Consider the following 14,649-nt stretch of genomic DNA (forward strand, 5'->3'; position numbering starts at 1 on the left):
CGAGATCGTGCGAAGGAGCGGGGCAGATATGGGCGCGCGGACGAAACCGCGAGAACCGCCTGCGCTGGTCACCAGTCGAAGATCACCATCTCCGCGACCGGGATTCGATCGGGATGGGAACCCACCACAGGGGACCAGCTTCCTGCCGGATCCGCTCCATGAGCTCAGTGTTGAATTGAGCGGGTGCCGGACGGCAACCTGCCCCAGCCTACCAGCGAGACCCTCGCCTGCGTATCGTGGCCTCATGAGCGAAGCAGACAAGCCCGCGGGCGCGGCATCCGACGATGTCAAGCGCAAGTTCCGCGAGGCGCTCGAGAAGAAGAACGCCCAGCACCGCACGGGAGAGGCGCACCTCGACGGCGATTCGTCGGTGCACGCGTCGCACGGTGCGATGACCAAGCGGGAGTTCCGCCGCAAGAGCGGGTGAGACCGAACGACCACCCGCGACGGGGCTCGGATGCTGACGCGTCCGGGCCCCGTGTGCGTTCTTCGAGTCCTTTGGGGGGCTGTGGAGAGTGACGGACCGATGTCGGAGGTCCGTGACATCATTCGAACATGCATTCGAATGGCGGGCTGAGCGGCGGGATGGGCACCGACGGCGACGTCACTGCGCTCGCGGCTTTGGTGGCGGATGCCGAGGTGGCGGCGGATGCTGCGCGGTCGGCGCAGATCCGGGAGGTTCGGGTGCTCGCGGCCGCTGGGGTTCTCGCGGAGAAGCAGGCCGCTGGGGCGTCGGAGAGGTTCAAGGCGCGTGAGATGGCGTTGCGCGGGATCGCCGCCGAGCTGGCCGGGGTGTTCGTCGCGACCGACCGGACGCTGCAGCGGCGCATCGACGAGGCGCGCGATCTGGTGGAGAACTACCCGGTGACGATGGCGGCGTGGGAGGCCAAACGAATCGTCCGGGGGCACGTGCGGGTGATTCAGGAGGTCGGGTGCCTGGTACCCGTGGAGGAGCGGGCGGAGTTCGAACGGCTTGCGGTCGAGCGGTGCGAGGGCGAGACCCCGAACCGGGTGCGGGACGCGTTGCGGATGATCGCCGAGCGGATGCACCCACGGAGTTTCACGGAGCGGCATGAAGAGGCCGCGGCGGGGCGGTGCGTACGGGTGCAGGCCGGACCGGACGGGATGTCGGATCTCATCGCGACCCTGCCGACGGTGATCGCGGATGGGATTGTCGACCGGCTGACGCGGCAGGCGCGCGAGATCATCAGCGCGCGGCATCAGGCCGACGCGGCGGACGGTGGCACTGACGCTGGCGCTGGCGCTGGCGCTGGCGCTCGAGCCGACGCGGCGTCCGGTGGCGCTGGCGCTCGAGCCGACGCGCTTGGCGAGCGAGCCGACGCGCTTGACGCTCGAGCCGACGCACGAGCCGACGCCAACGGTGGCGGCCGCGATGCCGATGCGACTATCTGCGACGGGTCGTCGTTCGTCAACGATGCGCGAAGCATCGACCAGGTCCGCGCCGACGTCTTCAGCGACCTCCTCCTCGCCGGCACACCCGCCCTCGACCCCACCGCGACCGGTGACGGCGACGGAACCCTCGGAGCCATCCGCGCGCACGTGCAGGTCGCCGTATCCGCGCTCACACTCATGGGCCAAGACGACGGGCCGGCCGACCTCGCTGGCCGCTCCCCCATCGACGCCGCAACCGCGCGGGAGCTGGCGGGCAACGCCACCTCGTGGGACCGGCTCCTCACCCACCCCGTCACCGGGACCGTGCTGGAGTGCGACACCTACCGGCCCACCGCCGCCATGGCGCGACTGCTGCGGGCCCGAGACCGGCACTGCCGATTCCCCGGATGCCGGCAACCCGCCATCCGCTGCGAGCTCGACCACACGATCGCCGCCTCCGACGGCGGTGCGACGCACGTGTGCAACCTCGCCAACCTCTGCAAATGACACCACGACGTCAAACACCACACCCGCTGGCGAGTCCGACAACTCCCGGGTGGTCGGCTCGTCTGGACCTCACCGACCGGACGGATCTACCGCGAAGACGCACCACCGCCCCTCGTCGCCTTCACGACCACAGACCCACCCGACCCGGGGGCCGCGCCATTCTGAGCGGTCGAGTTCCAGCTTCTCCTCGCCGGGCGCGTTGCCCTGCGCGCCGCCGACCCGGTTTGTCCTGCCGTCGGGAACGCCGGTGGCCGCGGAATCCGATTGCTCGGATCCGCGGCCGCCGGATAAGGGGAACGGTCAGCGCGTCGCGGCCTCGCGACGGAGGCGAGCGCGCTCCTCCTTGGCCGCCGCCTCCTCGAGAGCGGCGTCACCGAGGCCCTGCGTGTTGACGGCACCGGTGTCGTCCGACATCCCGTCGTGACCATGACCGGAGAGCATCGCCTCGTCGAACGGGCGCTCTCCGCTGAGGACGGCGCGGGCCTGGTCGCGGTCGAACTCGCGGGTCCAGGTTCCGATGAGGATCGTGGCGACGGCGTTGCCCGTGAAGTTGGTCAGCGCGCGACCTTCCGACATGAAGCGGTCGATACCGACGATCACGCCGACGCCGTTGACGAGGTCGGGGCGGTACGCCTGCAGACCGCCGGCGAGGGTTGCCAGTCCCGCACCGGTGACTCCGGCCGCACCCTTCGAGGCGATGATCATGAAGACCAGCAGGCCGATCTGCTCGGGGATCGACATGGGGGCGCCCATACCCGCGGCGATGAACAGCGACGCCATCGTGAGGTAGATGGCCGTCCCATCGAGGTTGAAGGAGTATCCCGTGGGGACGGTGATGCCCACGACCGGCTTCGAGACGCCGACGTGCTCCATCTTCGCGATCAGGCGGGGCAGCGCCGACTCGCTCGACGACGTCCCGACGATCAGCAGGTACTCGCGTGCGAGGTACTTCATCAGGCTGAAGATGTTGATCCGCGCCACGGCGTAGAGCAGCGTGCCGAGCACCGCGACGATGAAGACGATGCACGTGATGTAGAACGCGATCATCAGCACGCCGAGGCTCACGATGGCGGCGACACCGGTCTTGCCCACCACAGCGGCGATCGCCCCGAAGGCGCCGATCGGAGCGAGCCACAGGATCATGCCGAGGATGCGGAAGACGAGCGTCTGCAGGTTCTTCACGGCGCTCATGATCGGCGCGCCTTTCTCACCGAGTCCCTGAAGCGCGAATCCGACCAGCAGCGCGATGAACAGCACCTGGAGCACGCTCTCACCGGTGAACGCCGAGAAGAACGTGGTGGGGATGATGCCGAGCAGGAAGTCGGTCGTCGACTTCGCCTCGGCCGCCGTCCCGGCGTCGTAGACCGCGCTCTGCATGTTGAGCCCCTCACCCGGGTGGATGATGTTGCCCACGATGAGACCGATCGCCAGGGCGAACGTCGACATCACCATGAAGTAGAGCAGCGCGAGACCACCGATGCGTCCGACCGTCGCGGCCTTGGCGATCGAGCCGACGCCCACCACGATCGTGCAGAAGATGATCGGCGCGATCATCATCTTGATGAGGTTGACGAAGCCCTTCCCGAGCGGCTCGAGGCCGACCGCGAAGGTGGGCCACACGAGCCCGACGATCGCTCCCAGCACGACCGCCAGGATGACCGAGACGTAGAGCCAGGTGTGCTTGTCCCAGGCCTGCTTGCCCTTCCGGGCGTTGTACCCCGGCAGGCGGAAAGATGATGTGAGAGCCATGGTCTCCTCCAGCTGAACAGTCGTTGTCCGATGCCGACGTCTCTGTCGGTGCGCTCTCAGCGTCGGACTGTTCCGCTCGCACGCCGATTTATGGTCGTATTGGTCGCGGCCCGCGACCCGGGCGCACCCGACGATGACGACGAGAGCGAGAGCGGCATGACGACGCGTACCCGCAGCGCCGCCTCGCTGGTGTTCGTGGCGGTCGCCGTGGCCGTGGCCGTCCTCACCCTGGCGATCGCCGGCATCCTCATCGCCGACGGGCAGCGGTCGGCGCGGTCCGAGGCGGAGCGCGTCACCCAGGCCGTCGCGCAGACCGTCGCCGACTCGGCGCAGGTCGCCGACCTCCTCGCCACCGGCGACCGCGACCTCGCGTCCGCAGCACTGCAGCCCCAGGTCGAACAGGTCATCGTCGATGCGCGCGTCGACTTCGTCACGATCATGGATCCCGGCGGCATACGGATCACGCATCGCGACCCCGAGCGGATCGGCGAGCGCTATCTCGGCTCCATCCCCACCACATCCCGGGCCCTCACCGAGGAGTTCACGGGCACCCTCGGCCCCTCGATCCGCACGATCGTGCCCGTGGAGAGCGACGGCTCCGTCGTCGGGTGGGTCTCGGTCGGCGTGACGATCGGCAGCATCGCGGCGACTCTGGGGCCCCGCATCCTCGTCGTCATCGGCATCGCGGCCGCGCTTCTCGCAGCCGGTCTCGTCGGAGCCGTCGTCGCACGTCGGGCGACGCGGCAGGTCACCGGAGACCTGCCCGCCGGCGCCATCCGCGACGCCGTCTCGTCGTTCGAGTCGCTCCGCACCCTCGGCGAAGCCCTGCGGGCGCAGACTCATGAGCACGGCAACCGCATGCACACCGCCATCGCCCTGCTCGAGCTGGGTCGCACCCCCGAAGCGATCGAGATCCTCGCCGAGACCTCGCGGCAGAGCCAGGTGCTGGTCGACGAGGTCGCCGCCCGCCGCGACGGTGACCCGACCGTCGGGGCGCTGCTGCTCGGCAAGGCCTCGCAGGCCAAGGAACGCGGCATCCGGTGGCGCTCCCGCATCGAACCCGACGCGCCTCGCTCGGTGCTCTCGCCGGTCGACGCCGTCTCGGTCGTCGGTAATCTCATCGACAATGCGCTCGACGCCGCCGCCGCCGGACCCGAACCGCGCTGGGTGGAGATCAGGATGACGCGCACCGAGGAGGACGAGCTCGAGATCGCCGTCTCCGACTCGGGAACCGGCGTTCCTTCCGAGCTTCGGCGCCGGATCTTCGAGCACGGCTTCTCGACCAAGCCCGCCGCCGCCGAGGGTCGCGGTGTAGGCCTCGCCCTCGTCGCGGCGATCGTCGACGACGCCGGCGGTACCCTCGCCCTCGACCACGACCCGACGACGTTCCGCGTCATCCTGCCGAGGAGGCAAGCATGATCGGCGTGCTGCTCGTCGACGACGAAGCCCTCACCCTCGACCTGCACCGTCACTACATCGACCGGCTCGACGGGTTCGGTGTCGTGGCCGAATGCAGCGGGGCGCGCGCGGCGCTGCGGGCACTCCTCGACAGTCCCACCGCCGACGAGATCGACCTCGTGCTGCTGGACATGACGATGCCGGACGGCTCAGGACTCGATGTCCTCCGTCATCTGCGAGCACGAGCGCGCGATGTCGACGTCATCGCGATCACCTCCGTGCGCGATGCGGACGTGGTGCGCCAGGTCGTCGGCCTCGGCGCGGTGCAGTACCTCGTGAAGCCGTTCACCTTCGCCGACTTCCAGGAACGGATGTCGCAGTACGCGCGATTCCGCGCACGCGCGAGCGAGACCACGGGCGCAGCGACCCAGGCCGAGATCGACGCACTGCTTGGAGCGCTGCGACCGGTCACCGCGCCGATCCCCAAGGGCCTCGCCCCCGAGACGCTCGAGCGCGTGTCGAACCGGCTCCGCGACGCGGGCGCCCTGTCGGCCCGCGAGGCTGCGGAGGCGCTCGGGATGTCGCGGGTCGCCGCCCGTCGATACCTCGAACACCTCGCCGACGCCGGCCGCGCCGAGCGCGCCCAGCGCTACGGCACCCCCGGCCGTCCCGAGGCCGAGTACCGCTGGCGCGCGTGACCCCCGCCCGCTCCGCCGAGAACGCACCCGTGCCGTGAACGCGTACCGGCGAAGGTGCGTTGTCGCGGGAACGGTACGCGCTCGTCGGGGCGGGGCGGGGCGGGGCGGGCTACTGCTGCGGGGAGGGCGAGCGGCGCGAGTCCATGGGGCCGATGCGCACGTAGGCGGGGAGCTTGGGGGCGACACCGTCGCCGGCGGTACGACCGCGCAGGCGCCGCCACACCCACGGCAGAGCATCGCGCCGCAGCCATGTCCCGGGCACAACCGGGTCGTCATCGAGGTGGAAGGCCTCGTCGAGACCGGCCAGCGCCTCGGCATGCGGCACCCCGAGCGCTTCCGCGGCGCGATAAGCCACGAGCCGGTGCCCGCGCGAGCGCAGGTGCACCTTGTCGTCGGCCCACAGTTCCAGGCGGGCGAGCTCCGGCACCGCCTCGAGATCGACCAGGATCGCGCCCGTCGTCGCTGCGATCGTCCGCAACCGCGCGTTGTAGGCGGCGAACCGGCGGGCGAAGATGCCCGCGGCGGCCCGGCCGGGAAGGAACACGGTGGCGAGCAGCACGTCGGCGCCGGACTCCCGCAACCGCCGGACGGCGATCTCGACCTCGTCGGCGACGCTCGCGACGTCGACCCGTGCCTGCACGAGATCATTGGCTCCGATGAGCACCGAGACGAGATCGGGTCGCAGCGCCAGACACGCCGGCACCTGCTCGTCGACGAGGTGACGCACCCGTCTGCTGCGCACCGCGAGGTTCGCGTACTGGAAGGCGCCCGTTCCCCCACCGACGCGCGGCGCCGCCGAGGCGAGCAGCTGCGCGAGGCGGTCGGCCCAGCCCCGGTGCATGCCCGCGGGCATTCGAGAGGTGTCGCAGAGCCCCTCCGTGATCGAATCGCCCAGCGCGACGTAGCGCCGCCAGAGCGGTGGTCCGTCTGCGGCGGCGGGCAGCTCGGCTCGCGGCCACACGCGCGCGCGCCGCGCGCGGTCGAGCGCATGCAGCTCACCCGCACGCTCGTAGTGGCCGAGCAGGGCGTCGCCGAGGCTCTCCCAGGTCCGCGCGGCGACGGCCTCCCGCGCGGCGGCACCGAACGCTCGCCGTTTGGCGGCGTCACCCGCCAGGTCGGCGACCCGGCTGCGGAGGTCGTCAGGGTCACCGGGCCGGTAGAGCCACCCGTCGACACTGCTGCGGACGAGATCCAGGGGTCCCCCGCGTCCGGTCGCGACGACCGGCACACCGCTCGCCTGCGCCTCCTGGATGGTCTGTCCGAACGTCTCGCTCTCACCCGGGTGCACGAACACGTCGAAGCTCGCCATCGCCGTCGCCAGCTCATCACCCTGCAGATGCCCGAGGAACACGGCATCCGGCAGCAGGCGCTCGAGCCCCGCCCGCGACGGACCGTCGCCCACGATGACCAGTCGCACTCCGGGCAGCGAGCTCAGCGCGGCGAGGTCCTCGATCTGCTTCTCGGGTGCGAGCCGCCCGACGTAGCCGACCACGACCTCGCCGCTCGTCGCCCCCGGCACGGTCCGGGCCCGCCACGCTTCGTCGCGCCGATGCGGTGCGAAGCGGATGCCGTCGACCCCGCGGCCCCAGATCGCGACACGATCCACCCCGAGGCCGACGAGCTGGCGTCGCGCCGCATCGGCGGGAGCGAGCGTCAGCGTCGCGCGGCGATGCAGTCGCCGCACGTGTGCCGCCGTGAGCGCGGTGGCGTGCGGCAGGCCGTAGCGCTCGGTGTAGGCGATGACGTCGGTCTGGTAGACGGCGACGCTCGGCACACCGAGACCGTCGGCTGCGAGCAGCCCCTGCCACCCGAGGAGGAACGGCGAAGCCAGGTGCACGATGTCGGGTCGGAACGAACGCAGGGCGCGGGTGACCGATGCCACCGGCGGAGCGGCGACGCGCACCGCCGGATAGCGGGGCATCGGGATCGACCTGACCGACCGGCCCGGAACAGCGAGCGCATGCCGGCGGCCCGCGCCCGGCGCGACGACGAAGGCTTCATGCCCGCGACGCTCGAGATGCTCGAGCACCCGCAGCACAGAACCGGTCACCCCGTTCATGTGGGGGAGGAAGGACTCGGTGACCACCGCGACTCTCACGAGACCAGGGTGTCGCCCGTGACGCCTCGGCGCGCGCGGATGCGGCAGGTATCGCGCACTGTTCACGCGTTCCTCGGCGGCCGGTCACCTCGCGGATGCCTGACCGTCGCCGTTCCCGCACCGTTCATCCCCGGCTGATAGGGATGCCACGTGCTGGCCGACCTGCTGAACGCGATCTCCGGCGGGCCGTGGCTCCTCGTCGCGGTCTTCGTGCTCGTCCTGCTCGACTCGGTGCTGGTCGTCGTTCCCGGGGAGATCGCGGTGACGGCGGCGGGAGCACTCGCGGCGTCGACCGGCGATCCCCCCGTGGCGGCCGTCGTCGGTGTCGCCGCGGCGGCGGCGTTCTGCGGGGATGCGCTCTGCTACGCCGTGGGGCGTCGGATCGGCCTTCGCCGCTGGGGGTGGATGCGGCATCCGCGCGTGCAGCGCGCGTTCGCGTGGGCGGGGGCTCGGCTGCAGCGGGGAACGGCGACGGTCGTCTTCACCGCCCGCTTCATCCCCTTCGCGCGCCTCGCGGTCAACCTCACCGCGGGCGCGACGCGCGTGTCTGCCGCGCGCTTCCTCACCGTTGCCGCGGTCGCGGCCACGACCTGGGCCGCCTATCAGAGCATCATCGGAGCGGCGATCGGCGCGCTTCTTCCCGATGCTCCGCTTCTCGCGGTCGTCCTGTCGGTCGTCGCGGCGCTCGCGCTGGGCGTCGTGATCGATCTGATCACGGCCGCCGTCGCGCGGCGCCGCGAGCGGGTCACTCCCCCGCGAGACCGCCCAGCAGATGACCGAACGACTTGCCCTCGCCCAGGTACGAGGCCGGGTCGAACGGATCCGCGTCGGTGACGGGCGTGCGTGCCACGACGGCCGCCGCCAGCTCACGCGCCCCGCGCTCGACCCTGGCGCTCAGCGGAGCGACCTCGTCGGCCTTGCTCCCCCAGTCGCTCGATGCCGCGAACACGCCGGTCGAGACCGGGGACGCGTGCAGGTAGGCGAACAGCGGGCGGATGGCGTAGTCGATCGCCAGCGAGTGCCGTGCCGTGCCCGCGTTGGCCCCGATGAGCACCGGCTTCCCGGTGAGCGAGTCGGGATCGAGCACGTCGATGAACGACTTGAACAGTCCCGAGTAGCTCGTCGAGAAGATCGGCGTCACGGCAATGAGCGCGTCGGCCGAGACGACCGAGTTGATCGCCGACTCGAGCGCGGGCGGCGCGAAGCCGGTCAGCAGGTTGTTGGTGATGTCGTGCGCGAGATCGCGCAGCTCGATGACGTCGGCGGTCGCGGTGATGTCGGATGCCGCGAGCTCCGCGATCGTGGCGGTCGCCAGCCGATCGGCCAGCATCCGCGTCGACGACGGGTTCGACAGCCCCGCCGACACGACTGCGATCCGGCGCGCGCTCATCGTGCCGCCGCCACGCCGAAGGCCGAACCTGCGGGCGCCGGAGCGTCCTGGTAGGGCGAAGGGCCGCTGAGGTTGTCGCCGCGGTTGGCGCGGGGTCGCGCCTCGCGAGCGGGGCCGTCACCGTACACCTCACGGACGCGCGCAGCGTGCGTCGGGGCGTCGGGCACCGCGGCGCCGCGTCCCTGCGCGAGCTCCTTGCGCAGCACGGGCACGACCTCGCCGCCCAGGATGTCGAGCTGCTCGAGGACCGTCTTCAGCGGCAGCCCCGCGTGGTCGATGAGGAACAGCTGACGCTGGTAGTCGCCGAACGTCTCGCGCATGGCGGCGTATCGGTCGATGACCTGCTGCGGCGATCCCACCGTCAGCGGGGTCATCTCGCTGAAGTCCTCGAGCGAGGGGCCGTGGCCGTAGACGGGCGCGTTGTCGAAGTACGGACGGAACTGCCGGACGGCATCCTGCGAGTTGGCGCTCATGAAAACCTGGCCGCCGAGACCGACGATCGCCTGCTCGGGGGTGCCGTGGCCGTAGTGAGCGAAGCGCTGACGGTACAGGTCGATCAGGCGCTGGTAGTGCTCCTTGGGCCAGAAGATGTTGTTCGCGAAGAAGCCGTCGCCGTAGTAGGCGGCCTGCTCGGCGATCTCGGGGGTGCGGATCGAGCCGTGCCAGACGAACGGCGCGACGCCGTCGAGCGGGCGGGGCGTCGAGGTGAAGCCCTGCAGCGGGGTGCGGAACTTGCCCTCCCAGTCGACGACGTCCTCCCGCCACAGCTTGTGCAGCAGGGCGTAGTTCTCGATCGCGAGCGGCAGACCCTGACGGATGTCCTTGCCGAACCACGGGTAAACCGGGCCGGTGTTGCCACGGCCCATGATGAGGTCGACGCGGCCGCCCGACAGGTGCTGCAGCATCGCGTAGTCCTCGGCGATCTTCACCGGGTCGTTCGTCGTGATGAGCGTCGTGGCGGTGGAGAGGATGAGGCGCTCGGTCTGCGCCGCGATGTAGGCGAGCGTCGTGGTGGGCGAGGACGACCAGAACGGCGGGTTGTGGTGCTCTCCGATCGCGTAGACGTCGAGCCCGACCTCCTCGGCGTGCTTGGCGATGGTCACGGCTGCGCGGATCTTCTCCGCCTCGCTCGGGGTGTGGCCGGTCGTCGGGTCTGCCGTGATGTCGCTCACGGAGAAGATGCCGAACTGCATCCCCGACCAGCCGGTGTGTTCGCTCGTGTGCGTGTTCACGTCGGTCCGCCTTCCCGGATGCCGCGGCATCCGTTTCATGCAAATGAATATAAACCATGCAACGCCGTCGCGCTCGGACTATTCCCGCGGGATAGTGTTTCATCCACGATGACGCATCCCGCCACCGGCACGACCGGAACGCGCCCGAAGCGGCGCGTGCCCTTCTGGGACAACGCCCGCTTCGCCTGCATCGTGCTGGTGGTGCTGGGACACGCCGTCCAGCGCCTGACGTACGACTCCGACATCGCGATGGCGATGTACCTCGTGATCTACGCGTTCCACATGCCCGCGTTCGCGATCATCTCGGGCTACTTCTCGAAGTCCGATCCGCCGTCGCGGCGACAGATGGCCCGCGTCATCACCGACATCATCGTGCCGTACGCGATCTTCGAGGGCCTGTGGACGCTCACGAAGTTCCTCGTCGAAGGACACGCGAACCCCAACCCGACGCAGCCCTCGTGGACGCTGTGGTTCCTGCTGGCACTGGGCATCTTCCGCCTCGTGCTGCCCTACCTCGCGCTCCTGCGGTGGCCGCTGCTGTGGGCCGTCGCGATCTCGATCGTCTCGGGCTACCTCCCCAACATCGACTCGACCCTGTCGCTGTCGCGCACCCTCGGCTTCCTGCCCTTCTTCGTCCTGGGCTGGTGGCTGCGCGACCGCGACGTGGTCGACAGGTTCGACCTGCTGCGACGCAATGCCGCGACCGTGACGGCGGCCATCGCGACGCTCGGGCTCGCCGGCTGGGCGGCGTGGGCCTTCATCGGCACGTGGCGCGACATCAACCTCGGCAAGTGGATGTTCTACGACGCGAGCTACTCCGACGCGGGCAGCTCCGAGTGGTGGGCGGGAGCGGTGCGGATCGCCCTCGTCCTCGTGGCGCTGGCCCTCACGGCATCCTTCTTCGCCCTCATCCCCCGCGGCTCGCACCGCTGGACCCGCCTCGGGCAGTACACGATGTACGTCTACCTGCTGCACTCGTTCGTGCTGTACCCGTTCCGGGAATCGGGCGTGCTGCGCGATGCCGAGCCGACGTGGGTATGGCTGCCGCTCGTCGTCGTCGCGTCGGTTCTCATCGCGCTCGGACTCGCCACAGCGCCGGTGCGACGCTTATTCCGACGGCTCGTCGAGCCGCGCCCCGCATGGCTGTTCCGCGACCCGGAGCTCGCCGGACGCGAGGGCCGGCGCAACGATCCGACGGGCTCGCGTCGTCCGCGAGAGCCCGGCGCGGTCATCCCGCGCAACAATCGAGCGGATGCCGCAGACGGCTCGTAACCTCGCTGCATGAGCGAGCTCTCCCTCCCCGTTCTCGACTTCTCGCAGCTCGACGGCGACGCCGACCACATCGCCCGCTTCCGCGACGAGCTGCGCGCCGCGACGCACGACGTCGGCTTCTTCTACCTCACCGGCACCGGCATCCCCGAGGGGCTCGAGGACCGCCTGCACCGCGTCGCGCGGGAGTTCTTCGCCCTGCCCGAGGACGACAAGCTCGCGATCGAGAACGTCAACAGCCCGCACTTCCGCGGCTACACGCGCGTGGGCGGCGAGCTCACCCAGGGCCGGGTCGACTGGCGCGAGCAGATCGACATCGGCCCCGAGCGGCCCGCGGTGACCGATCCCGAGGCCCCCGACTACGCGCGCCTCATCGGGCCGAACCTCTGGCCCGCGGCGCAGCCCGAGCTGCGTGAGGTCGCCGATGCGTGGGTCGCCCACCTCTCGGAGGTCGCGCGGCGCCTGCTCCGCGCCTGGGCCGAAGCGCTCGGCGCGCCCTCGACGTACTTCGACGACCACTTCGGCGAACCCCAGACGCTGCTGAAGATCGTCCGCTACCCCGGCAAGGACGACCCGACACCGCAGCAGGGCGTCGGGGCGCACAAGGACTCGGGCGCCCTGACGCTGCTGTGGGTCGAGCCCGGCAAGGGCGGGCTGCAGGTGCAGCGCGAGGGCGAATGGGTCGACGCTCCACCGGTGCCGGGAGCCTTCGTCGTCAACATCGGCGAACTGCTCGAGTACGCGACCGACGGCTATCTCATCGCGACGAACCACCGCGTCGTGTCGCCGCGGTACCCCGACGACCGCATCTCGGTGCCGTTCTTCTTCAACCCCGCCCTCGACGCCCGATTCCCGCTCATCGAGCTGCCCGCAGAGCTCGCCGCCGAGGCGAAGGGCGTCACGAAGGACCCGAGCAACCCCATTCACGGGGTCCACGGCGAGAACGCACTGAAGTCGCGCCTGCGGGCCCACCCCGACGTCGCCGAGCGCTGGCACGCCGACCTGCTCGCCGCGGCCCGCCGCTGAGCACACCCCGCCGAACACCCGCCGCTGAGCACGCACCGTCTCCGCGACGACGTACCAGATGGCGTACGTTCTCGCGGTGAAGGTACGTTCTCGCGACGCCGGCTCGGGAAAAGCCGAAGGCCGCCCCACACCTGGGACGGCCTTCGCAAGAATGTTTTGCGCGATTGTGCGCGGAGTCGCTCTCCTTAGCGGCGGAGACCGAGGCGCTCGATCAGCGTACGGTAACGCTGGATGTCGAGCTCCTGGAGGTAGCCGAGCAGTCGACGGCGCTGACCGACGAGCAGGAAGAGCCCACGGCGCGAGTGGTGGTCGTGCTTGTGGGTCTTGAGGTGCTCGGTGAGGTCCTTGATGCGCTGCGACATGAGCGCGACCTGCACCTCGGGGGATCCGGTGTCACCGGGGTGCGTCGCGTACTCTTCGATGATCGCCTTCTTGACGTCTGCTTCGAGTGCCATAGATGGGATCCCCTTCCTTCTCATTGCGCGGCGCCCGTCACCCGATGTGCGAGCTCTCTTTATCCGCGGCCGATCGAACGGCAACCGCTCTACTGTACCAGTCATCTAGGCTCGTCTGATGCGCCTGCGTCGGGATCACCTCATCGATCTGCGGCCGTTGACCACCTCCCCCGCCTTCGCGCGCATGTGGGTCGGCTCGACCCTCGCGGGTCTCGGGGGGCAACTGACGATCGTCGCGATCATGCTCCACATGTACGACCTGACGGCGTCGACGTTCGCCGTCGCGATGATCGCTGTCGCCGGGCTCGTGCCGATGATCATCGCCGGCCTCTACGGGGGCATGCTCGCCGACGCGTTCGACCGGCGGCGGGTCGCCCTCATCGCGGCATCCGTGACGTTCGCCTCGACGGCCGTCCTGATGGTCCTGACCTGGAGCGGTGGCGAGACGGTCGCGTGGCTGTACGCCATCGCGGTCGTGAACTCCGCGGCCAATTCGGTCGTCATGGCGGCACGGCAGGCGATCGTGCCGCGGCTGATCCCCCGCGAGCTGCTGCCCGCAGCCTCGGCGCTCGGGGGCATCACGATGGGCATCATGGTCTCGGTCGGGCCGGCCGCGGCCGGGCTGCTCGTGGCCTTCACCGGCTACGGCTGGACCTACACGATCGACCTCGTGCTGATGAGCGCCCTCTTCCTCGGCCTCTGGTCGTTGCCCAGCATTCGCCCGGAGGGCGCCGTCGTGCGCCCGGGGCTGCGCTCGCTCGCCGACGGCTGGCGATTCATCAAGCGGGCGAAGAACATCCGGCTGCAGTTCATCCTCGACATCATCGCGATGACCTTCGGGCAGCCCACCGCGCTCTTCCCGGCCATCGGGGCCGTCCTCCTCGGTGGCGGCGCGATCACCACGGGCCTGCTGACGGCCGCCATCGCCGTCGGAGCGTTCTTCTCGAGCCTGTTCTCGGGACCGATCGCGCGCTACCCGATGCACGGGCGCGGAATCGAGCGGGCGATCATCGCCTACGGCATCACGATCGCCCTGTTCGGCGGCGTCCTGCTCGCGGGCTCGCTGGGCGTGCTCTCCCCCGGAAACGTGGGCGAGGACTCCGCGAATGTCGCGCTCATCGCCCTCGCGGCGATCGCCCTGGCCGGGTCGGGCGCTGCCGACAACGTCAGCTCGATCTACCGGAACACGATGGTGCAGGCCGCCGTCCCCGACGCGATCCGGGGCCGCCTGCAGGGCCTGTTCATCGTCGTCGTGGCGGGCGGTCCGCGTCTGGGCGCGCTGTACGCCGGCACCCTCGCGACGGTCACGGCGCTGTGGTTCCCGCCGCTGCTCGGCGGGTTCATCATCGTCGGCCTGGTGGCGCTGCTCGTTCGCCTGGCCCCCGCGTTCCGTTCCTACGATGCGGCACACCCGACGCCCTGAGCCGGCCGAACC

At 70.3% G+C, this 14,649-nt stretch carries 12 protein-coding genes and 1 pseudogene; 8 read left to right on the top strand and 5 right to left on the bottom strand.

Annotated elements, in window-relative coordinates; translation table 11 throughout:
- The first annotated feature begins 244 nt into the window (after window positions 1-244).
- Together C3481_RS04535 and C3481_RS04540 are read left to right on the top strand one after the other, a co-directional pair.
- The gene (locus C3481_RS04535; protein WP_036304634.1) at window positions 245-427 is read left to right on the top strand and encodes a DUF5302 domain-containing protein; all 183 of its coding nucleotides are present in this window, start codon (window positions 245-247) and stop codon (window positions 425-427) included.
- Between the two features lie 158 nt (window positions 428-585).
- Window positions 586-2,064, top strand: a pseudogene (locus tag C3481_RS04540) (DUF222 domain-containing protein).
- Window positions 2,065-2,199: 135 nt separating this feature from the next.
- Here C3481_RS04540 and C3481_RS04545 read toward each other — a convergent pair.
- On the bottom strand, window positions 2,200-3,648 hold the full coding sequence (locus C3481_RS04545) for a cation:dicarboxylate symporter family transporter (protein ID WP_023951808.1): 1,449 nt from the start codon (window positions 3,646-3,648) through the stop codon (window positions 2,200-2,202).
- Window positions 3,649-3,738: 90 nt separating this feature from the next.
- Between C3481_RS04545 and C3481_RS04550 the strand changes: the two genes are divergently transcribed.
- Window positions 3,739-5,067, top strand: coding sequence for an ATP-binding protein (locus tag C3481_RS04550; protein ID WP_308457270.1), 1,329 nt, complete (start codon window positions 3,739-3,741; stop codon window positions 5,065-5,067).
- The gene (locus C3481_RS04555; protein ID WP_064956934.1) at window positions 5,064-5,744 is read left to right on the top strand and encodes a response regulator; all 681 of its coding nucleotides are present in this window, start codon (window positions 5,064-5,066) and stop codon (window positions 5,742-5,744) included. Before C3481_RS04550 ends, C3481_RS04555 begins: the two co-directional genes overlap by 4 nt.
- Window positions 5,745-5,853: 109 nt before the next feature.
- On the opposite strand, the gene C3481_RS04560 is transcribed toward C3481_RS04555, so the two are convergent.
- Window positions 5,854-7,842, bottom strand: coding sequence for a GDSL-type esterase/lipase family protein (locus C3481_RS04560; RefSeq protein ID WP_103840957.1), 1,989 nt, complete (start codon window positions 7,840-7,842; stop codon window positions 5,854-5,856).
- A gap of 150 nt (window positions 7,843-7,992) precedes the next feature.
- On the opposite strand from C3481_RS04560, the gene C3481_RS04565 reads away from it, so the two are divergent.
- Window positions 7,993-8,676 carry a DedA family protein gene (locus C3481_RS04565; RefSeq protein ID WP_103840960.1) on the top strand — a complete coding sequence of 228 codons (684 nt, stop codon included), beginning with the start codon at window positions 7,993-7,995 and terminating at the stop codon, window positions 8,674-8,676.
- Here the strand turns inward: C3481_RS04565 and C3481_RS04570 are convergent.
- Together C3481_RS04570 and C3481_RS04575 are read right to left on the bottom strand one after the other, a co-directional pair.
- Window positions 8,588-9,232, bottom strand: a complete 645-nt coding sequence (locus C3481_RS04570; protein ID WP_103840962.1) for an FMN reductase — start codon at window positions 9,230-9,232, stop codon at window positions 8,588-8,590. The two genes, C3481_RS04565 and C3481_RS04570, sit on opposite strands and share 89 nt — an antisense overlap.
- Window positions 9,229-10,425, bottom strand: coding sequence for an LLM class flavin-dependent oxidoreductase (locus C3481_RS04575; protein WP_036305013.1), 1,197 nt, complete (start codon window positions 10,423-10,425; stop codon window positions 9,229-9,231). Before C3481_RS04575 ends, C3481_RS04570 begins: the two co-directional genes overlap by 4 nt.
- A gap of 147 nt (window positions 10,426-10,572) precedes the next feature.
- Between C3481_RS04575 and C3481_RS04580 the strand changes: the two genes are divergently transcribed.
- Window positions 10,573-11,736, top strand: coding sequence for an acyltransferase family protein (locus C3481_RS04580; RefSeq protein ID WP_064956938.1), 1,164 nt, complete (start codon window positions 10,573-10,575; stop codon window positions 11,734-11,736).
- 9 nt (window positions 11,737-11,745) lie between these two features.
- Entirely contained in the window at window positions 11,746-12,759 is a 1,014-nt protein-coding gene (locus C3481_RS04585; RefSeq protein ID WP_064956939.1) for an isopenicillin N synthase family oxygenase, read from the top strand.
- Between the two features lie 185 nt (window positions 12,760-12,944).
- Here C3481_RS04585 and rpsO read toward each other — a convergent pair whose 3' ends face one another.
- Complete coding sequence (gene rpsO, locus C3481_RS04590) at window positions 12,945-13,214, bottom strand: 30S ribosomal protein S15 (protein WP_023951820.1); 270 nt, start codon at window positions 13,212-13,214, stop codon at window positions 12,945-12,947.
- Between the two features lie 118 nt (window positions 13,215-13,332).
- On the opposite strand from rpsO, the gene C3481_RS04595 reads away from it, so the two are divergent.
- Window positions 13,333-14,637: an MFS transporter gene (locus C3481_RS04595; protein ID WP_023951822.1), complete on the top strand. Its 1,305-nt coding sequence runs from the start codon at window positions 13,333-13,335 to the stop codon at window positions 14,635-14,637.
- Window positions 14,638-14,649 lie beyond the last annotated feature (12 nt).

Origin of the sequence: Microbacterium sp. Ru50, assembly GCF_002920555.1 — a bacterium.
GTDB lineage: Bacteria > Actinomycetota > Actinomycetes > Actinomycetales > Microbacteriaceae > Microbacterium > Microbacterium arborescens.